This window comes from Brevundimonas sp., from assembly GCF_050729455.1.
Lineage (GTDB): Bacteria > Pseudomonadota > Alphaproteobacteria > Caulobacterales > Caulobacteraceae > Brevundimonas.
This window is the reverse complement of sequence record NZ_JBOHLI010000005.1, coordinates 1-19417: the sequence shown is the minus strand read 5'-3', so window position 1 is coordinate 19417 and position 19417 is coordinate 1. Positions and strand designations below refer to the sequence as shown.

At 68.2% G+C, this 19417-nt stretch carries 21 protein-coding genes; 13 read left to right on the top strand and 8 right to left on the bottom strand.

Features of this window, described 5'->3' with window-relative positions:
- Nucleotides 1-132 precede the first annotated feature (132 nt).
- The 10 genes from ACREEF_RS02555 (at nt 133) to ACREEF_RS02510 (ending at nt 6734) form a co-directional block, all read left to right on the top strand.
- A complete protein-coding gene (locus ACREEF_RS02555; RefSeq protein ID WP_431564046.1) occupies nt 133-642 on the top strand; it encodes a septal ring lytic transglycosylase RlpA family protein in 510 nt (169 codons plus the stop codon).
- Between the two features lie 179 nt (nt 643-821).
- Nucleotides 822-1448 carry a dTMP kinase gene (gene tmk, locus ACREEF_RS02550; protein WP_431564104.1) on the top strand — a complete coding sequence of 209 codons (627 nt, stop codon included), beginning with the start codon at nt 822-824 and terminating at the stop codon, nt 1446-1448.
- Complete coding sequence (locus ACREEF_RS02545; RefSeq protein ID WP_431564045.1) at nt 1445-2425, top strand: DNA polymerase III subunit delta'; 981 nt, start codon at nt 1445-1447, stop codon at nt 2423-2425. The genes tmk and ACREEF_RS02545 overlap by 4 nt, the downstream gene beginning before the upstream one ends.
- A complete protein-coding gene (locus tag ACREEF_RS02540) occupies nt 2422-3207 on the top strand; it encodes a TatD family hydrolase (protein WP_431564044.1) in 786 nt (261 codons plus the stop codon). Before ACREEF_RS02545 ends, ACREEF_RS02540 begins: the two co-directional genes overlap by 4 nt.
- Entirely contained in the window at nt 3204-4013 is an 810-nt protein-coding gene (locus ACREEF_RS02535; protein ID WP_431564043.1) for an MBL fold metallo-hydrolase, read from the top strand. The genes ACREEF_RS02540 and ACREEF_RS02535 overlap by 4 nt, the downstream gene beginning before the upstream one ends.
- A 79-nt stretch (nt 4014-4092) precedes the next feature.
- Nucleotides 4093-4488 (top strand): cupredoxin domain-containing protein, encoded by a 396-nt coding sequence (locus ACREEF_RS02530; RefSeq protein ID WP_431564042.1) that lies wholly within the window; start codon nt 4093-4095, stop codon nt 4486-4488.
- A 13-nt stretch (nt 4489-4501) separates the two neighbouring features.
- Entirely contained in the window at nt 4502-5551 is a 1050-nt protein-coding gene (locus tag ACREEF_RS02525; protein WP_431564041.1) for a type III polyketide synthase, read from the top strand.
- Nucleotides 5548-6048 (top strand): isoprenylcysteine carboxyl methyltransferase family protein, encoded by a 501-nt coding sequence (locus ACREEF_RS02520; protein WP_431564040.1) that lies wholly within the window; start codon nt 5548-5550, stop codon nt 6046-6048. Before ACREEF_RS02525 ends, ACREEF_RS02520 begins: the two co-directional genes overlap by 4 nt.
- Before the next feature lie 29 nt (nt 6049-6077).
- A complete protein-coding gene (locus ACREEF_RS02515; protein WP_431564039.1) occupies nt 6078-6482 on the top strand; it encodes a hypothetical protein in 405 nt (134 codons plus the stop codon).
- Nucleotides 6483-6485: 3 nt separating this feature from the next.
- On the top strand, nt 6486-6734 hold the full coding sequence (locus ACREEF_RS02510) for a hypothetical protein (protein ID WP_431564038.1): 249 nt from the start codon (nt 6486-6488) through the stop codon (nt 6732-6734).
- Here ACREEF_RS02510 and ACREEF_RS02505 read toward each other — a convergent pair whose 3' ends face one another.
- The 3 genes from ACREEF_RS02505 to ACREEF_RS02495 form a co-directional block, all read right to left on the bottom strand.
- The gene (locus tag ACREEF_RS02505) at nt 6735-7130 is read right to left on the bottom strand and encodes an OsmC family protein (protein WP_431564037.1); all 396 of its coding nucleotides are present in this window, start codon (nt 7128-7130) and stop codon (nt 6735-6737) included.
- A 14-nt stretch (nt 7131-7144) separates the two neighbouring features.
- Nucleotides 7145-8041, bottom strand: coding sequence for a pirin family protein (locus tag ACREEF_RS02500; RefSeq protein ID WP_431564036.1), 897 nt, complete (start codon nt 8039-8041; stop codon nt 7145-7147).
- A gap of 83 nt (nt 8042-8124) precedes the next feature.
- Nucleotides 8125-8997: a pirin family protein gene (locus tag ACREEF_RS02495; RefSeq protein WP_431564035.1), complete on the bottom strand. Its 873-nt coding sequence runs from the start codon at nt 8995-8997 to the stop codon at nt 8125-8127.
- Between the two features lie 116 nt (nt 8998-9113).
- Between ACREEF_RS02495 and ACREEF_RS02490 the strand changes: the two genes are divergently transcribed.
- Nucleotides 9114-10076: a LysR substrate-binding domain-containing protein gene (locus tag ACREEF_RS02490; RefSeq protein ID WP_431564034.1), complete on the top strand. Its 963-nt coding sequence runs from the start codon at nt 9114-9116 to the stop codon at nt 10074-10076.
- On the top strand, nt 10076-10633 hold the full coding sequence (locus ACREEF_RS02485) for an NADPH-dependent FMN reductase (protein WP_431564033.1): 558 nt from the start codon (nt 10076-10078) through the stop codon (nt 10631-10633). The genes ACREEF_RS02490 and ACREEF_RS02485 overlap by 1 nt, the downstream gene beginning before the upstream one ends.
- Before the next feature lie 6 nt (nt 10634-10639).
- Here ACREEF_RS02485 and ACREEF_RS02480 read toward each other — a convergent pair whose 3' ends face one another.
- The 4 genes from ACREEF_RS02480 to ACREEF_RS02465 all read right to left on the bottom strand — a co-directional run bounded on the left by ACREEF_RS02480 (nt 10640) and on the right by ACREEF_RS02465 (nt 17001).
- Entirely contained in the window at nt 10640-14002 is a 3363-nt protein-coding gene (locus ACREEF_RS02480) for an error-prone DNA polymerase (RefSeq protein ID WP_431564032.1), read from the bottom strand.
- A gap of 7 nt (nt 14003-14009) precedes the next feature.
- Nucleotides 14010-15572, bottom strand: a complete 1563-nt coding sequence (locus ACREEF_RS02475) for a Y-family DNA polymerase (protein ID WP_431564031.1) — start codon at nt 15570-15572, stop codon at nt 14010-14012.
- Nucleotides 15457-16251 (bottom strand): ImuA family protein, encoded by a 795-nt coding sequence (locus tag ACREEF_RS02470; RefSeq protein WP_431564030.1) that lies wholly within the window; start codon nt 16249-16251, stop codon nt 15457-15459. The genes ACREEF_RS02475 and ACREEF_RS02470 overlap by 116 nt, the downstream gene beginning before the upstream one ends.
- Nucleotides 16252-16320: 69 nt before the next feature.
- Nucleotides 16321-17001: an SDR family NAD(P)-dependent oxidoreductase gene (locus ACREEF_RS02465; RefSeq protein WP_431564029.1), complete on the bottom strand. Its 681-nt coding sequence runs from the start codon at nt 16999-17001 to the stop codon at nt 16321-16323.
- A 365-nt stretch (nt 17002-17366) separates the two neighbouring features.
- On the opposite strand from ACREEF_RS02465, the gene ACREEF_RS02460 reads away from it, so the two are divergent.
- Nucleotides 17367-18527 (top strand): serine hydrolase domain-containing protein, encoded by a 1161-nt coding sequence (locus tag ACREEF_RS02460; protein ID WP_431564028.1) that lies wholly within the window; start codon nt 17367-17369, stop codon nt 18525-18527.
- A gap of 502 nt (nt 18528-19029) precedes the next feature.
- On the opposite strand, the gene ACREEF_RS02455 is transcribed toward ACREEF_RS02460, so the two are convergent.
- Nucleotides 19030-19417 (bottom strand): hypothetical protein (locus tag ACREEF_RS02455; protein ID WP_431564027.1); only part of this gene is annotated, 388 nt, incomplete at its 5' end.

The window sequence follows — 19417 nt, the reverse complement described above, 5'->3', positions numbered from 1 at the left end:
CGCTTCAGAACTGGGCGCGGGCGCAATGGCGAGGCCGCGACGCCGGGACGCATAGCCCCAAAGGGCGCATTAACCAAACCGGAAACGTCCGCTGCGATGATCGCCTCCGAGTGAACCGGAGTGCGTGAGGCCATGATGGCGAGATTGCTGAGGGGCGCGTTGATCGCCGCCGCCTTTTCGACCCTGGCGGCCTGCGCCGGCCTTGGGGGAGGGCGCGATGCGCCGCTGCGCCCGCCGGTCGTGACCGATCCCGCGCCCATCGTCTCTGGCACGATGCGGCCTTATCAGATCCGGGGCCGCTGGTACCGTCCCGCCGAGCAGCCGGACTATGACGAGGTCGGAATGGCCTCCTGGTACGGGGCGCAGCACAATGGTCGTCCGACCTCGACGGGCGAGCGGTTTGACATGAACGCCCTGACGGCGGCGCACAAGACCCTGCCCCTGCCCGGTCTGGTGGAAGTGACCAATCGGGCCAACGGGCGTCGCGTCATCCTGCGCATCAACGACCGGGGGCCGTTTGTCGAAGGGCGGATCATCGACCTGTCACGTGCGGCGGCCGAGGAACTGGACCTGTTGTCGCAGGGCGTGGGAGAGGTGCGGGTGCGTTATGTCGGCCGCGCGCCGAGGGCGGGGGCGCGCTAAGCGAATCGCTGACCGGCTGGGCGAGCAGGGCCTGCTTCGGACGACCGTTGGTCCACGAGCTGACGCTGCCCCTGCAGAAAAGGCCTGTCAGGCCGTGGTGGCGTGCGGGTTTGGCGACGCCCTGTTGATATCGGGCGGTTAAGGCTTGCCTGATGCGCCGGGCTCGCCATTGTGCGCGGGTGCAGCGTGGAAAATTCATCACATTCGAGGGCGGCGAGGGCGCCGGTAAGACCACGCAGGCGCGCCTGCTGGTCGAACAGTTGCGCGCGCGCGGGATCGACGTCATCCAGACGCGCGAGCCGGGGGGCTCGCCGGGCGCCGAGGTCATCCGCAACATCGTCGTGGCTGGGGACGCCGAGCGATGGTCGCCGCGCACCGAGACCCTACTGATGTACGCCGCGCGCTCGGACCATCTGGAGCGCACCATTCGGCCGGCTCTGGACGAGGGCAAATGGGTCGTCTGCGATCGTTTCGCCGATTCCAGTCGCGTTTATCAGGGCGCAGGCGGCGGCGCCTCCGAAACCCTGATCGAGGCGCTGGACGCCGCCATCGTGGCCGAGGATCAACCGGACCTGACCCTGGTGTTCGACCTGCCGGTCGAGGTCGGGCTGGAACGCGCCTTTGGTCGCGGCCTGTTCGAGACCCGGTTCGAATCCAAGGGCCTGGCCTTCCATCAAAAGCTGCGCGAGGGCTTCCTCGGCGTGGCGCAGCGTCACCCGGAGCGCTGCATCGTGATCGACGCCACGGGCGAGCTTGAGGCCGTTTCCGAACGCCTGTGGAGCGCCGTGTCCGAGCGGCTGCTGTGAGCGAACACCCGCGCGATCGGTTCGACCTGATCCCGGACGCGGCGGCCGAAGAGGCCTTTCTGGACGCGCTGAACCGGGGACGGCTGCACCACGCCTGGCTGCTGTGCGGGGTCGAAGGCAGCGGCAAGGCGACCTTCGCCTATCGTGCCGCGCGCCGTCTTCTGGGGGCGGCGCCCGATCCGTCGCGCGGGCCGCTGGGCGCAGCCCCCTATGATCCCGTCAGCCAGTTGATCTCGGCCCAGTCCCATCCCGACCTGCTGGTGCTGGAACGGCTGGTAGAGGGCGGCAAGCAGAAGAAGACGATTTCGGTCGATCAGGCGCGAGACCTGCCCGGTTTCTTCGCCAAGAGTCCGTCTCAGGCCCAGTATCGGGTGGCGATCATCGACGCCGCTGACGACCTGAATATTAATGCCGCCAATGCTTTACTGAAGATTCTTGAGGAACCGCCTGAGCGCGGTGTCCTGCTACTCGCGACCCATGCGCCCGGTCGGCTGCTGGCCACGATCCGCTCGCGCTGCCGCCGCCTCAGCTTCCCGATCTGGACGCCGGATCAACTCGCGACCCTGGTGCGTAATCGCACCGGAGCGGAGCCCGACGACGCCCGACTGGCCGCTGACATGGCCGGTGGCTCGCCCGGCGCGGCCTTGGCCCTGTCATCCGGCGCGATGCAGGAGGTCGACGCCCTGGCCCGTAGCTGGGTGCTGGGCGACGCCGTCGATCGCGCCGAGCAACTGGCCGTCGCGGACGGTTTTCGCGGCGCTGAAGGTCAGGCCCGGTTCGAGGCCCTGATGGATCGGCTGATCGCGGCGGTGAAGACCCGGGCGCTGGAGGCGCCGGCGGGACAGGGCGCACGCTGGGCCGAACTGTGGACCCGTCTGGCCGAGTTGCCGGACCGCACGGCGGCCATCAACCTGGACCGCGCCGACGCTTTGGCCGGCGCCCTGGCTGACATCGCCCGCACCAAGGCCCTCGGATGATCATCGACAGTCACGTCAATCTGCACGCCCCTCAGTTCGACGAGGATCGCGACGCCGTCATCGCCCGCGCCCGCGAGGCGGGGGTGCGTTTGATGGTCGAGATTTCGGACAAGCTGTCGACCTTTGAGGCCACGCACGCCCTGGCCATGGCGCACGACGACATCTGGTGCACCGTCGGCGCCCACCCGCATGAAGCCAAGGATCACATCGAACTGACGGCTGACGAGCTGGTCGCCCTGGCCCAGCGCCCGCGCGTCATTGGCATTGGCGAATGCGGTCTGGATTTCCATTACGACCTCAGCCCGCGCGACGAGCAGGCGGCGGTCTTCCGTCAGCATATAGACGCCGCGCGCCGGACCGGCCTGCCGCTGGTGGTGCACACGCGCGAGGCTGACGACGTGATGGCGGCGATCCTGCGTGAGGAGCACGCCAAGGGCCCGTTTAAGCTGCTGATGCACTGCTACACCAGCGGCGTCGAACTGGCGGAAACCGCGGCGGAACTCGGTGCCTGGTTCTCCGTTTCGGGCATCGCCACCTTCAAGGCGGCGGAAGACGTGCGCGAGGTCATTCGCCGGATGCCCGAGGACCGGATCATCGTCGAGACGGACTGCCCCTATCTGGCGCCCATTCCGCATCGTGGGCGACGCAACGAGCCGGCCTATGTCGGTCTGGTGCTGCAGAAGCTGGCCGAGATTCGGGGCTGGACGCCTGAGGAAGCCGATCGGCGCACGACCGACGCTTTCTTCGCCCTGTTCGACCGCATACCCCGGCCTGCCGAATGAACACGCCGGGCGAGTTGGAGATCGTCATTCTCGGTTGCGGCTCGTCCGGCGGCGTGCCGCGCGGCGACGGCGACTGGGGCGACTGCGATCCCGACGAGCCCAGGAATCGGCGGACCCGCTGCTCCATGCTGGCGCGGCGTCACGGCCCGGACGGGACCACCAGCGTCCTGATCGACACCTCGCCCGATCTGCGGCAGCAGGCTCTGGCCGCCGGGATCCGTCATGTCGACGCCGTCCTCTACACCCACGACCACGCCGACCAGACCCACGGCATCGACGACCTTCGGGTCTTCGCCATCCATGCGCGACGGCGGATTCAGGCCTGGATGGACCCGGCGACCCATCATGCGCTGACGACGCGGTTCGACTACATCTTCGAGAGCCATCACGGCTATCCGGCCATTCTGGAAGCCCAGCGCATTCCGCCGCACGGCGAGACCTGGAGCGTGGATGGGCCGGGGGGCGAAATCCCCGTCGTCACCTTCGATCAGATGCACGGGCCGATCCGCTCGGTCGGCTATCGGTTGGGTCCGGTCGCCTATTCCAGCGACGTGTCCGACCTGGACGAGGCGGCGCTGGAGGCGGTGCGCGGAGCCGACCTGTGGATCATCGACGCCCTGCGCTACACGCCTCATCCGACCCACGCCCATGTCGACAAGGCGCTGGACTGGATCGCGCGGACCGAGGTCGGCCGGGCGGTGCTGACCAATCTGCACATTGATCTGGATTACAATGTCTTGTGCGGTTCTCTTCCGGATAATGTTGAAGTTGCTTTCGACGGTTGGAGCCGCCGTCTCGACCTCTGATACGGCCGATCGCAGGCGCGCCATTGAACCGGCATCCGGGCAGGGCGTTGCATGGGTTTCCGGATGAAGGATCGATGCCATGCTTCGCACAGGCCTAACGATCGCCGCCGCAGTCGCTGCCCTGACCGTGACCGCGGCGTTTTCGTCCGCACGGCAGGCCAGCCCCTCGGTCATCGAGATTCAGCTGAAGAACTATGAGTTCGTCCCCTCGACCCTGCGTCTGCAACGCGGCGTTCCCGTCGTGCTGCGTCTGGTCGAGACCGCCGGCTCCCACAGCTTCTCGGCGCCCGAGCTTTTCGCGGCCTCGACGCTGGACCCGACGACCGCCGCCATGATCCGCGACGGAAAGGTCGAGGTGGGCGAGGGGGGGCTCGAGCTGCGCCTGACGCCGAACACGCCCGGGACCTACGCCTTCCGCTGCACCCATTTCATGCATTCGGCCTTCGGCATGAAGGGCACGGCGGTCGTCGAATAGCCAGGTCAGGGTCATGTCGCCCCCCGTCGCCCTGCTGGCCCTGTCCACGGCGTCGCCGCTCAACTGCCTGCGCCAGGACGAGGTTGCGGTCGCCGCGCGGACCCTGTTTCAGGATCGGTTCCCAGGCTTTGACCGAATGGCGCCGGTGTTCAGCAGCGCGGGCATAGACACCCGCCAGTCCGCCATGCCGATGGAATGGTATCTGGAGCCGCGCCGCTGGCCCGAGCGGACCGAAGTCTATCTGAACGTCGCCGTCGACCTGTTCGTCCAGGCGGCGAAGCGGGCGCTGGACGAGGCAGGCTTGACGGGAGGGGACGTGGACACGATCGTCACCGTATCCTCGACCGGCATCGCCACGCCCAGTCTGGAAGCGCACGCCATGGAGAGAATGGGCTTCCGGCCCGACGCGGCGCGCATTCCGGTCTTCGGCCTGGGCTGCGCGGGTGGGACGACGGGATTGGGGCTGGCAAGCAAGCTGGCGCGGGCGACGCCCGGCGGCGTGGTCCTGCTCGTCGTCGTCGAGCTCTGCACCCTGTCGTTCCGGATGGAGGACCTCAGCAAGGCCGACATCGTGGCCACCGCCCTGTTCGGCGACGGCGCGGCGGCCTGCGTGCTGCGGAGCGGCGAGGGCGGTTTCGCCCGCATCGAGGGGGCGGCGGAACACACCTGGCCGGACACATTGAACATCATGGGCTGGCGGGTCGGGGACACCGGCTTCGGCGTCATCTTCGACCGTGCCATTCCGCCTTTCGCCAAGAACCGCCTGCGCCCGGCGGTGGACGAAATGCTGGCGGCCCAGGGGCTGAACGTCGAGGATGTGGACCGCTTCATCTGTCATCCGGGCGGGATGAAGGTCATCCACGCGCTGGAAAGCGCCCTGTCGCTGGAACCTGGCCGACTGGATCACGAGCGCGCCGTTCTGGCCGAGCACGGGAACATGTCGGCGCCGACCGTCCTCTATGTGCTGGACCGGGCCAGGCGTGCGGGCCTGCCGGCGAAATCGGTCCTGATCGCCCTGGGGCCCGGCTTCACCGCCAGCACCGTAAGCCTGAGCGCGACGTGATCCTGTCCGTCATCATTCTGAGCCTCGTCACGGCGCAGCGGATCGGCGAACTGGTGCTGGCTCAGCGAAACACGCGGCGGCTGCTGTCGCGCGGCGCGGTCGAGGCCGGCGCCGGCCATTATCCTTTCATCGTGACGCTTCACGGCGCCTGGCTGGGCGGTCTGTGGCTGCTGGCCTGGGATCGTCCGCTGAACCTCTGGCTTCTGGCTGTCTTCATCGGGCTGCAGGCCGCGCGCGTCTGGGTCATCGCGACACTTGGCGATCGCTGGACGACGCGGATCATTACCCTCCCGGGCGAGCCGCTGATCCGCCACGGGCCGTACCGCTTTATGTCGCATCCGAACTATGTGGTCGTGGCCGCAGAGATTCTGGTGTTGCCGCTGACGTTCGGGCTGGTCTGGTTCGCCCTGGTCTTCAGCGCGCTCAACGCCGCCATGATGTGGGTGCGCATCCGCGCCGAAGCCTGCGCCTTGGATTCTCTGACCGGTGAGCGCTAAAGAACCGACCTTGGACTGAGGAGCGGCGGATGAGTCAGGGCTATGACGAAAACGATGAAGACGGCGGCGGTTTTGATGTCGATGACTGGTCGCGGCTGAAGCCCTTTACCGGCGTGGTGGCGACGCTCGACGATGTTCAGGCCCGCCGGGCGGTCTTCGCCCTGGGCGAGACCGAGGACGCGCGCGTCATCGACATGGACCTGCCGCAGCCGGTCATCTGGTGGGAGGATGACGGCGAACAGGCGGCGGTGATCGTGCAGGCGGAAACTCACATTGGCTCGGACGGCGAGCCCATGGAGGTGCTGGGCCTGATCCTGCCCGACGGCGACGCCGCCGTGGCCCTGCTGGACGATGTCGATCTGGTCGATGACACGGATCCGACCTGGCGCGATCTGGTCGCCCGCGCGGTCGACGGCGACGACGGCGAGGACTGAGCCATGGCGACCGAAACCGTCCATATCGTTCAGGCCTATGTCCAGGCCAAGAACGGCGCCGTGCGCGCCGAACCGCAGGTCGGCTGCAAGGACGCCGAGGAGGCGCGGCGCAAGGCCGAGCGTCTGGCGCCCCTGCGGCACGGCGTGGTCGCCTTCACCGTCTCGGCCGACATCGAGCTGGGCGACTACGACGAGGAGGCTACCATCCTGTTCAAGGCCGGAACCTTGCCGCCGCCCTTCGACGAGGGCTGACTATTTCAGGGTGGTGTGGATCGGCACGCCGTTCTTGATGGCCAGGGTGACGGGGGTGCGTTCGGCCACGGCGGCGAGGCGGGCGCGCTGGGCCTCGTCCAGCGAACCGGCGGGGGTCAGCACCCGTTCGATGCGCGGCGGGGTCTCGCCGCCCAGGTATTCCAGGCGGACATCCAGCCCTTCCAGCGGCCAGCCCTTCTTCTCGGCGTACATGGTCAGGGTGATGGCGGTGCAGGCGCCGAGCGCCGAGACCAGCAGGTCAAAGGGGGCGGGACCGAGGTCGGCGCCGCCCAGGCGTTCGGGTTCGTCGGCGGTCAGTTCGTGCTTCAGGTCGCCGCCCGTCCGGATCGAGGTCCGGTAGCGGGCGGTTCCGATATGGGCGTGGGCGATGGCCATGCAGGGCGCTCCGATCAGGACATGGGGTTGGCGCTTTCCGCTGGGTCGGGCGGCAGGGGGATGAACTCCTGATCGTCCATGTCGGGCAGCTTCATGCGCCCGGCGCGCCAGTCGGCCTTGGCCTGCTCGATGCGGTCCCTGGACGAGGAGACGAAGTTCCAGTCGATGAAGCGTTCGCCCACCGGTTCGCCGCCCAGCACCATGATGGTCGAGGGCTCCAGCGCGCAGACGACCGAGGCGACGCCCTTTTCCAGCACCGCCATCTGGCCGTGGCCGATCGGGCGGCCGTCGTCGATCTCGACCAGGCCCTGAACCACATAGACGGCGCTTTCCGAATGGTCGGTCGGGGTCTGGAAGCGAGCGCCGGGCTCCAGCTCCAGATGCAGGTAGTGCAGGGGCGAGAAGGTGCTGACCCCGGCCTTCATGCCCAGGGTCTCGCCCGCGACCAGACGGCCCTTCACGCCGTTCTCGCGCCAGGTCGGCAGGTTGTCGGGGGTGACGTGCTGGAACGAGGGATCGATCTCTTCCTGACCATTGGGCAGGGCGACCCAGGCCTGGATGCCCTCCAGGCGGACGCCCTCGCGACGGGCGCGCTCGAAGCGTTCGGAGTGGGTCACGCCGCTGCCGGCCGTCATCCAGTTGACCTCGGCGGGGCGGATGTCCTGCTGGACGCCCAGGCTGTCGCGGTGGGTGATCTCGCCCTCGAACAGATAGGTCAGGGTCGAGATGCCGATGTGCGGGTGCGGGCGCACGTCGACGCTGCGCGGGATGCCCGCGGGCATGTCGACCGGCCCCATGTGGTCAAAGAAGGCGAAGGGGCCGACCATGCGGCGTTTCGCATAGGGCAGGACGCGGCCCACCTCGAACCCGCCGAGATCCTTGCGGCGCTGGTCGATTATGAGTTCGATCATGGGAGATCCTTTTTGCCTGGGTGTGAAGCGCGCGGACGGGTGCGAGGTTGCGGCCCGGTCCGAAGACCGGGCCTGACGCCGGATCAGGCGGCGGGGATGTCGCCGAAGCGGCCGCTGTTGAAGTCCGTGATGGCCTGCCGGATCTCGTCCTCGCTGTTCATCACGAAGGGGCCGTAGCCGACGATGGGTTCGTCGATGGGCTCTCCGGTCAGCAGCAGGATGGTCGAGTCCGCATCGGCGCTCAGGGTGACGCTGCTACCCTGACGGTCCAGCAGCAGGGCCTCGGCGGACCCGGCGGGCTGGTCGCCGTTGACGGTGACATGGCCCGACAGAACGACCACGATGGCGGTGTGGCCTTCCGGCAGGTCCAGCGTCGTCTCGGCGTCCCGGTTCAGTCGCACGTCCCACACGTTGATGGGGGTGAAGGTGCTGGCCGGGCCCTTGGCTTCCGCGCCGAACTGACCCGCGATGATCCGCGCGGTCCCTGCATTGTCGGGCAGAGCGACGGCCGGAATGTCGGCGTTCAGGATCGACTGGTAGCCGGGGCGGGTCATCTTGTCCTTGGCGGGCAGGTTGACCCACAGCTGGACCATGCGGAAGGGGCCGCCGGTCCGCGCGAAGGCGGGCGAGTGGAACTCTTCGTGCAGGATGCCGCCGCCCGCCGTCATCCACTGGACGTCGCCAGGGCCGATGATGCCGCCCTGACCGGTCGAGTCGCGGTGCTCGACCTCGCCGTCATAGACGATGGTCACGGTCTCGAAGCCGCGGTGGGGGTGCTGGCCGACGCCGCGCCGCTTGTCGGTCGGCTCGAAATTGTGCGGGCCGGCGTAGTCGAGCAGCAGGAAGGGGCTGATGTGCTTGCCCACGGCGTCATAGGAAAACAGTGAGCGGACGGGGAAGCCGTCGCCGACCCAGTGGCCGCGATCATTGCCGTAACGTCCCAGAACCTTCTTCATGATGTGTCTCCTTCGGGGCGACCGGACGCTGCCGATCGCGTTGGAGGCTTTATGACGATGGAACGCCGACCGCAGAAGATTGCGAAATCGCCTCGCTGCGTCCTATCAATAGAACGATGAGAGACCTCAACGACCTCTATTACTTCGTCCAGGTGGTGGACCACGGCGGCTTCGCGCCCGCCGCGCGGGCGCTGGGGATGCAGAAGTCCAAGCTGAGCCGACGCATCGCCTTTCTGGAGGACCAGTTGGGCACGCGCCTGATCCAGCGCTCGTCGCGCAAGTTCTCGGTCACCGAGGTCGGACAGGAATACTACCGCCACTGCTTGGCCATGCTGGTCGAGGCCGAGGCGGCCCAGGCGGTGATCGACGGGGCCCGTTCCGAGCCGTGCGGCACGGTCCGCGTGGCCTGCGCGCCGGGGCTGCTGACCTATCAGATGGGCGGCCTGATCGCCCGCTTCATGGCCCGCTATCCCGAGGTCCAGGTGCAGCTGGACAGCACCAGCCGCCGGGTCGACCTGATCGGCGAGGGCTTTGACCTGGCCATCCGCGTGCGCGAGCCGCCGCTGGAACAGACGGATCTGGTGATGCGCAAGCTGGACGAGAGCGTGCACCGCCTGGTCGCCGCGCCCGATCTGATCGCGCGGTTCGCCGCGCCGTCCGGCCCGGCGGACCTGGCCGACTGGCCCAGTCTGGACTTCGGCCCGGCGCACCGCGACCACGTCTGGGCCCTGCACCACAGGGACGGCATGACCGCCTCGGTGCGCCATGCGCCGCGCCTGGTGACGGACGACCTGCACATGCTGCACGAGGGCGCCTTGCAGGGGCTGGGCGTCGCCTTGCTGCCGACCGTGGCGGTGTGGCGCGACCTGGAGGCGGGGCGGCTGGTCGACCTCTTGCCGGACTGGCGGCCCCGGACATGGATCGTCCACGCCGTCTTTCCGTCGCGACGGGGGCTGCTGCCCTCGGTGCGGCTGTTGCTGGACTTCCTGGCTCAGGGTTGCGCCGAACAGCAGATTCACAGTGAAACCCCGAGGTCGCCGAGAGCGACCCCCTATGCTTTTGCGGAGACGAACGCCTGATGCGTCTGGTCGGAATATCGGGCAGCCTGCGGGCGGCCTCCTACAACAGCGCCCTGCTGCGCGCGGCGCAGGGCATGACGCCGGACGGCGTGGAACTGGTCGAGGGCTCGATCCGGGGCATTCCCCTCTATGACGGGGACGTCGAGCGGGACCAGGGCCTGCCCGAGGCGGTGGTGGCGCTGAAGGAGCTGATCGCCGACAGCGACGGCCTGCTGCTGTTCACGCCCGAGTACAACAATGGCGTTCCCGGCGTGTTCAAGAACGCCATCGACTGGCTCAGCCGCCCGGCCTCGGACATCGACCGGGTGTTCGGCGGGCGGCCGGTGGCGGTGCTGGGCGCCTCGCCGGGACCGTTCGGCACGGTGATGAGCCAGGCCGCCTGGCTGCCGGTCCTGCGCACCCTGGGGACCGCGCCCTGGTTCGGCGCGCGCATGATGATCCCGCACGCGGGCGACGCCTTTGATGCGGAGGGGCGCCTGGTCGATGAGAATGCGCGCCGTCGTCTGGAAAGGTTCATCGGCGGCTTCGCCGAGCACTGCCGCACGGTCGCGCGCTGAGATCGCTCAGTGAAAGTCGCGCGAACCGGGCAGGATGCGGACGTTGCGGGGATGCCAGTGCGACGGTTGGCGCGGCGGCTGGGGGTGGGCGACCTCGGTTTCGTGGTCCTCTGACAGGCGGCCCAGTTCGGCGCTGCGGTCGATGACGCGGCGGGCGACGACGTGGACGACGCCCTCGGGACTTTTCTCGACCACGCCTTCGACCTGCATCAGGCGCGCGCCCATGACCTCGCGGCGGAACTGCTCCAGCATCCGCGCCCACAGGACCACGTTGGTGATGCCGGTCTCGTCTTCCAGGGTGACGAAGACGGCGTTGCCCTTGCCCGGCCGCTGACGCACCAGAACCACGCCCGCGACCTGCACAACGGAGCCGCCGCGCCTGGCCTCGGTCGCGGCGCAGGTCAGCACCCGGTCGGCGGCGAAGACCGGGCGCAGGATGGCCATCGGGTGGGCCTTCAGCGACAGTCGCGCGGTCTGGTAGTCGGCGGCGACGTGCTCGCCCAGCGGCATCAGCGGCAACTGGGCGTCCGGCTCGGCGCCCAGTTCGCGGGCGCCGCGCTCGCGCGCCTCGGCGGCGGCGAACAGGGGCAGGGGGGCGTCGTCGGGCAGACGCCGCACCGCCCACAGCGCCTCGCGCCGGTCCTGACCCATTGACCGGAAGGCGTCGGCGTCGGCCAGCTTGCGCATGGCGGCGGCCGGCAGGTTCGCGCGCCGGGCCAGGGTTTCGATGTCGGCGAAGGGCCGGTCGCGGGCGGCGACCAGGGCCTCGGCCCAGTCCTGACGAAAGCCGTCGATCTGACGCAGACCCAGCCGCAGGGCCAGGGCGTCCTGCGGGCCTTCCAAGCTGTTGTCCCAGTCGCTGTAGGCCACATCGATGGGCCGCACCTCGACCCCGCCGACCTCCTGCGCCTCGCGCACGATCTGGGCGGGGGCGTAGAAGCCCATCGGCTGGCTGTTCAGCAGGGCGCAGGCGAAGGCCGCCGGGTGGCGGTGCTTGATCCACGAGGAGACATAGACCAGCCGGGCGAAACTGGCGGCGTGGCTCTCGGGGAAACCGTAGGAGCCGAAGCCCTTGATCTGTTCGAAGCAGCGCCGGGCGAAGTCGGGCTCATAGCCCCGCGCGATCATCCGCCCCACCATCCGGTCCTCATAGGTGTGCAGGGTCCCGTCGCCGCGGAAGGTGCCCATGGCCTTGCGCAGGCCGTTGGCCTCGGCGTCGGTGAACCGGGCGGCGACCATGGCGACCTTCATGGCCTGTTCCTGGAACAGGGGGACGCCCAGCGTCCGGTGCAGCACCTGCTTCAGCTCGTCGGGCGGACCATAGAGGCGGCCGGGCGGGGGGTAGAGAACCTCCTCCTCGCCGTTGCGGCGGCGCAGGTAGGGATGGACCATGTCGCCCTGGATCGGGCCGGGTCGCACGATGGCGACCTGGATGACCAGGTCGTAGAAGGTCCTCGGCCTCAGCCGAGGCAGCATGTTGATCTGGGCGCGGCTCTCGACCTGGAAGACGCCGATGGACTGGCCCCGGCACAGCATGTCGTAGACCGCGGGCTCCTCCGGCGGGACGGAGGCGAGGTCGTGCTCGACGCCGGCATGGGACTTGAGCAGGTCGAACGCCTTGCGGATGCAGGTCAACATCCCGAGCGCCAGGACATCGACCTTCATCAGACCGAGTTCGTCGATGTCGTCCTTGTCCCATTCGATGAAGGTGCGGTCCGGCATGGCGGCGTTGCCGATGGGGACCGTCTCGTCCAGCCGCCCCTGGGTCAGGACGAAGCCGCCGACGTGCTGGGACAGGTGGCGCGGAAAGCCCAGCAGACGCGTCGCCATGCGCACCGCGCGTTCGATCATCGGGTTGGCGGCGTCCAGACCGGCCTGCTCGATCTGGCGACTGCTGATCTCGGAGCCCCAACTGCCCCATTGGGTCGAGGCCAGGCGCGCGGTGACGTCCTCGGTCAGGCCCAGGACCTTGCCGACCTCGCGGATGGCGCTGCGGGGCCGATACCGGATGACGGTGGCGGCGATGCCGGCGCGATGACGTCCATAGCGGTCGTAGATGTACTGGATGATCTCCTCGCGGCGCTCATGCTCGAAGTCGACGTCGATGTCGGGCGGTTCGTCGCGGTTGGAGGACAGGAAGCGTTCGAACAACAGGTCGTGGCAGGCGGGATCGACGCTGGTGATCCCCAGGACGTAGCAGACCGCCGAGTTGGCGGCCGACCCGCGTCCCTGGCACAGGATGCCCTTGTCCTCGGCGGTGCGGACGATGTCGTGGATGGTCAGGAAATAGGGGGCCAGGCTGCGCTCGGCGATGAAGGCCAACTCCTTGTCGAGCAGGGCGGCGACCTTGGGCGGGGCGCCGTCCGGATAGCGGATCGGCGTGCGCCGCCGCACCAGTTCCTCCAGCCAGCCCTGGGGCGTTTTGTCAGGCGGGACAGGCTCCTCGGGATATTCGTACTTCAGGTCCTTCAGGTCGAAGCTTGCCCGCGCCAGGAAGGCGGTCGTCTCGCGCAACGCTTCGGGCGCGTCGCGGAACAGGCGGGTCATTTCGGGGGCGGGCTTCAGCCAGCGTTCGGCGTTGGCCTCCAGCCGACGGCCGGCGCTCTCGATGGTCACGCCTTCGCGGATGCAGGTCAGGACATCCTGCAGGTCGCGGTCTTCGGGCACGGCGTAGAGGGCGTCGTTGATCGCCAGCAGCGGAACATTCGTGCTCGCCGCCAGCGTCTTCAGCCGAGCGAGCCTGCGCCGATCGTCGCCACGTCTGTGCATGGCGGCGCCCAGCCAGACGGCGCCGGGCGCCGCCTCGGTCAGGCGCGTTAGAACCGGCTCCAGCGCCGTCAGCCGGTCCGGCGGCATGAGGATCAGCAGCAGGTCTTCAGGATCGGCCAGCAGGTCGCGCAGACCGATCTCGCATTCGCCCTTCTTCGCCCGGCGATTGCCCAGGGTCAGCAGGCGGGTCAGCCGGCCCCAGCCCGCCCGTGTCTCGGGATAGGCGATGATGTCGGGCGTCCCATCGTTGAAGACCAGACGAGCGCCGGTCAGCAGACGAAAGGTCGCCGCGCGTTGCTTCACCGCTTCGGACAGGGCCGGATCATTCAGCGGATCCTCGATGAAGGCGATCTCGCCCGGACTGCCGCCGTCGCGCACCTTTTCCGGTGGATTGAGGCCCACGGCCCGCAGTTCCTTCAGCGCGCTCCAGGCCCGGACCACGCCCGCCACCGTGTTGCGGTCGGCCAGCCCCAGCCCGGCGTGGCCGCGCAGGATGGACGTCAGCACCAGGTCCTTGGGGTGCGCAGCCCCGCGCAGGAAGGAGAAGTTGCTGGCCGACGCCAGTTCGGCGTAGTCGCCGCGAGGGGCCAAGGTGTTCATGGCGCGCTCATGCGAACAGGCCGTGGATGAACCAGCGCGGCTCGGGCGTCTCGCCATAGAGGCCCTGACGGAACAGCCAGAAACGGCGGCCGTCCTGATCCTCGATGCGGTAATAGTCGCGGGTGCGTTGATCCGGCGCGCGCCACCATTCGCCGCCGATCCGCTCGGGGCCTTCGGCGCGTGTCACCTCATGCAGGACGCGGCGCCAGCGGAACTTCAGGGGATAGCCGTCGGGGACCTCGGCCAGGGTCTCGACCGGCTGGGGCGGGTCGAACATCTGCAGGGGGCGCAGGGGCGGATCGTCGGGATCGAGGTCGGGCCAGACTTCGTCGCCGAGGCGCGCCGACGCCGGGACCAGCCGGGCGGCGCGTTCGGGGATGTGCGAACCGAAGGGCTCGAAGCGCAGCACCGCCTCCGGCCCCAGCCGCGCCGTCAGCCGGTCGATCAGGCGGCTGAAGGCCTCCTCGCCCGGCGTCTCGCGCTCGAGCCCCTGCTGGGTCGGCGTCAGAACTTGCGTCCAGGGCGCCGACATCCGCATCTGGTCAAAGCCGAAGCCGGGGTCCAGCGGATGGGACAGGGCCGCCATCCGCTCGCGGAACAGACGCAGGGTCGCGGTCGCGTCGCGGGTCGGGCGGCCGGTGCGGACGACGACGCGGCGCACCTCGCCGTCCACGCGATAGAAGCCGGCCTCGAAGGCGCGTCCGCCCTGACCGGCTAGATCCAGCCGGTCCATGGTCTCGACCAGCAGGTCGGACAGGACGCGTTCGATGTCCTCGGGAGCCGAGACGGGTTCGAAGAAGACGCGGTCGACGACCACGGGGGCGGGCGGGCGATGCGGGGTGATGCGCACGTCCTCGTCGCCCAGCACCCGCGCCAGCCGGGCGGGAAAGTCGGCGCCGAAACGGGCGGCCAGGGGCGCGCGGGGCCGGTCGTCCAGATCGGCCAGCCGCTTCAGCCCGGCGCGGCGCAGGGCCTGCTCTTCCTTGTCCGCCAGCTCCAGGGCGGCGACAGGCAGGCGCCGCGCGGCGGCGCGATCCTCGCCTTCCACGAAGATCCCGCCGGGGCCGAAGCGGGCCAGCGCCCGCGCGACCTGGGGCGTTCCGGCCAGGGCGCAGCGGACCTGCAGGCCGATCCGGCCCGCCCGCGCCTGGGCTGTCCGCATCAGTCCCGCCTCGCCGCCGAACAGGTGGGCGCAGCCGGTCACATCCAGCATCAGGCCGTGCGGCGCATCCTCGGCGATCATGGGGGTGAAGCGGCCGAAATCCTCCAGCACCCGCGCCAGCAGGGCGGCGTCGGCGTCGGGCCGGTGGGCGACCGAGCGCAGGGCCGGGGTGCGCGCCTGCGCATCGGCCAGGGTCAGGCCGGGGCTCAACCCCGCCCGCGCCGCCGCCGGATCGACGGCGGCCAGCCGCAGCGCGCCCTTGACCTTTTCGACCAGAACGACGGGCGGCGCGTCAGGCGGCGCGTCTTGCTCCTGTCTCCGTTCTCGGCGCCGCAGCCGGTCGCTGGGCAGCCAGGGGAACCAGACCGCCAGATAGCGGCGCCGGTGCGCGGAATCTTCGCTGCTCACGATCCCACTCCATGATCCAGGTTCCGGTTCCCCCGCCGCCGCGTCGCCGCAGCAGGGTCGCGGAAAAAGACGGCCGCCCCGGCGCCCCGCCTTCCAGAGGTTCGGAGGCGCAGGAGCCGATCGACCAGCGGGTTTCGGCGGCGCTGGGGCAGGGGGCGGCTCCCGCTCGCGCCAGAAACAGGGTGGCGCCGCCGGTTTCGGCCGCCAGCGCCAATCGCCGGCTGGCCGTCAGACTGAAGGCCTTGGCCTCGCCCCAGGCGCTCAGCAGCACCGCGCCGACGGCGGGGCTGCGCAGGGCCTCCTCGCCGACGGCCAGCAGGGTCTGCGCGTCGCGCGCCCGCACCAGCAGCAGGTCGCGCGGCGCCAGCCCCATCTCGTGCAGGCCCGGCCCGTGCGGCCGCCCCGCCTCCTGTCCCATCATCTCATGCAGAGCCCAGACGATCGGCCGTCCCGCCGCCGCCCGCAGCGCCAGCCCCAGTCCAAAGGCGTTGACCGCCACGGCGTCGGCGGGGGCTGCGGCGTAGAGGTCGTGCAGAACGCTCGTGGCCAGAGGCGCAAAGCCGTCGTCGCTCCCGTCGCGCGGGACCGTCTCGACGCGACGGCCGCCGGACCGATCCAGCGTCTCCAGTCGGGTTTTCAGCGCCGCGAGCGCGTCAGATTGCGAACAAATGTTCCTCATTTGTTCTATATGCGCCCGGCGCCCCGGGGGGTGTCAAGCGGAGCCGCTTGAAGCGTTCAAAATGAAGCGTCAGACGCGTCCCTTGACCGGCAGCAGGGCGCCGGTGATGGCCGAGGCCGCGTTGCTGGCGAGGAACAGGATGACGGCCGCCAGTTCGGCGGGCTGGACCCAGGTCGAGAAGTCGGCGTCGGCCATGTCGGCGCGGTTGGCGGGGGTGTCGATGATGGAGGGCAGGACGGCGTTCACCGTCAGGGGCGTCGCCTTGGTCTCGTCGGCCAGGACTTCCGTCAGCCGATGCACGCCGGCCTTGGACGCTGCATAAGCGCCCATGCCGGCCCCGGCCTGAACCGCGCCCAGGGCGCCGACGTTGACGATGCGACCGCTTGCCGATCGGCTCAGATGGGGCAGGGCGGCGCGACAGGCGTTCAGCACGGTCAACAGGTTTATCCTGTGCATCCGGTCCCAATTTTCCAGCGGGCCGTCGGTCGTCTGCCAGACGAAGCCGCCGACCGCGTTGAGCAGGTGGTCGATGCGACCGAAACGCTGCGCCACGGCGTCCATGGCGGCCTGGGCGGCGGCCGGATCGGCCAGATCCACGCCGCCGAGGCCCATCCAGTCAGGGCCGTCCTCGCGGTCGATGGGGCCGAAATCCACGGCGGCGACGGTGTCGCCCCGCGCCAGGGCGGCGTCCGCAATCGCCCGTCCGAGCACGCCCGAGGCGCCGGTGATCACTGTGACTGCCCTGCTCATCGGAGCTCTCTCTTCCAAACAAACGCCCAGCTTCGGGTGCGCCCGGATTCGGGTCAAGGCAGGCGAGCACGCGTCGCGTGACGGCCAATGAGTTCATCATCTACACCGCAGTTGGCTGTCTTGAGGCAACCGTTCACCGGGATGCACTGCTGTTCACCGATCATGGCGCACCATTGACCGAGCCGGGATGGACGAGCGTGCAGCAAACGGGTCAACTGACGCCATGACCAGCCCTTCTCCCAGTCAACGCGACGTTGCGCCCGCCGCAGCGCCTGTTCTTCCCGCCCCGGTGATCGCAAGGGCGTGTCGATAGCCGATCCACAATCGCAGCCGATACACCCCTCAAGTTCTGGGTAACCAAAAGAATGCTGAACAAAATTTCTGTCGCAATCGGCCTGATTGCGGTCCTGGGCGGTCTTGCCGATAGCGCAAACGCCCGCACAACGCAGGTCGCAGAAGCGGACAACAAGACCGCCGCGATTGAACGCCTGGTCCAAAGCGAGATGGCGTCTCGCCGTATTCCGGGGCTCCAGCTGGCGATCGTGAAAAACGGCGAAATCATATTCTCGGGCGCTTACGGCCAGTCCGACCTCACGACCGCGAAGCCCGTAACGGAACACACTGTTTTCGGCATCAATTCGATCAGCAAGGCATTCACCGGCGTGGCGGCGATGCAGCTTGTCGAGGCTGGAAAACTCGATCTCGATGCACCGGTGACGCAGTATCTTGAAGGGCTTCCGGCCTCGTGGAATGAGATCACTGTCCGCCAGATCCTCACGCACGCATCCGGCCTGCCCGAGATCATTGACGACAATACCCGACTGATCGACGGCGCCGAACCCGACGCCGCCTGGGCGAAGGTGCAGGAACTTCCCCTGAAGTATGCGCCCGGGACGCAGTATGCCTACAATCAGACGGGCTATGCCCTGATGGGCAAGATCATCGAGAAGGTCTCGGGCAAGCGCTTCGTTGATTTCGTTCGCGAGGGGCAGTTCAACGCGGCGGGCATGGAGCAGGCACGCTTTGGACACACTGCCGACACCGTGCCCGAGCACGCCTCGCTCTATACCTATTTGACGCTGCAGATAACGGACATGAGGACCGTCGGCGTCGAGCGCAGCGAGACCCCGATGGCGCGCCAGGAGACGTGGCCCGCCTACATGCATCCCATGGCAGGCGTTCAGGCCACAGCCACGGATCTGGCCGCATGGGTTATCGCGCTACAGACCGGGAAACTGGTCAGCGAAAGGGGCCTCGAACAGCTGTGGACGCCGCATCAGCTGCCCGACGGAAGCTATCGCGGTTTCAACAGGACCATCAATGGCTATGGACTGGGCTGGCCGGTCATACGCCGCGCGGAACATCCCGCGATCACGCCCACGGGCGGCGATCGCGCGGCCATCTTTATCTACCCCCAGGATGACCTTACGGTGATCGTTCTGACGAACCTCTTGGGCGCTGGGCCCCAGAGATTTGCTGACAAGATTGCTTCGCAATACATCCCCGATCTCGCTGTCGAAAACTGACGATAGCGTCTCGTAGCGAGTGCGGCCGGATTGGCGGTTGGCGAAAGCCGATCGGTTCGATGCAGGGGGCCGTCAGGCTAACACCAGGTGGCGGGACCATTAGGTTTCGGTCCTCGCCACGTTGATCTTTGCGGAGCCGGACACCCTGGAGGTCGCGTTTCTGGAGGTGAGCCAATGTCGGTTCATGGCGCATTGCGGTAAGGAACTCCGCAATGCGCCGAGTAGTGAACCGAACTGGGTGTGCATGGTAGCGTGTTAGTGGAGGTCAGGCGCCATCAGCGCTGCATCCAAATCTACTGGCGGCACCATCGCTTCAGCTTGGCGATACATAGAGTCCGCCGCCTTAGCGTACGCATACCTCGTCGATGGCGCGAGGTGACCGTTTAGAACGTCGATCCAAATCGTTGCGCAATAGCGAGGGAGACCGATCTTGTCGGCGCAGTACGGCCCGGTCAGGGGCTCAGAAAGGGCAAGTTGCATAACCAGACGCGCGATAAGGGTATCAAGTGCGCCTTGTCACAACCGCAGCGCTTTGATCAAGTCTGAACGTTGGTGATGTGGACCGCTCAAAGCCCAGCTGCTGCGCTGTTTGAATGGCTGCGCAGCTTGGGCTTGAGCTCACGTTGCAACGGAAATGAACCTGGTCGACCTTCGCAGACTGCACAGGTTCGGAAACTGTTGCAGCCATAAATGGCTGAATTAACGCCAAAAATAATGCAATTTGAGAGAAGCGGCTGTTGCGCTCTGCGACAGCGCTTCTGTTGCTGACGTGCCCCTGAGAATTTCCTCCACGCGGAGCTAGAGTCCGGCCCTTGAAAGGACGGACGGAATGAAACGAGCGAGATTCTCGGAAGAGCAGATCATCGGGATCCTGCGGGAGAACGAGGCCG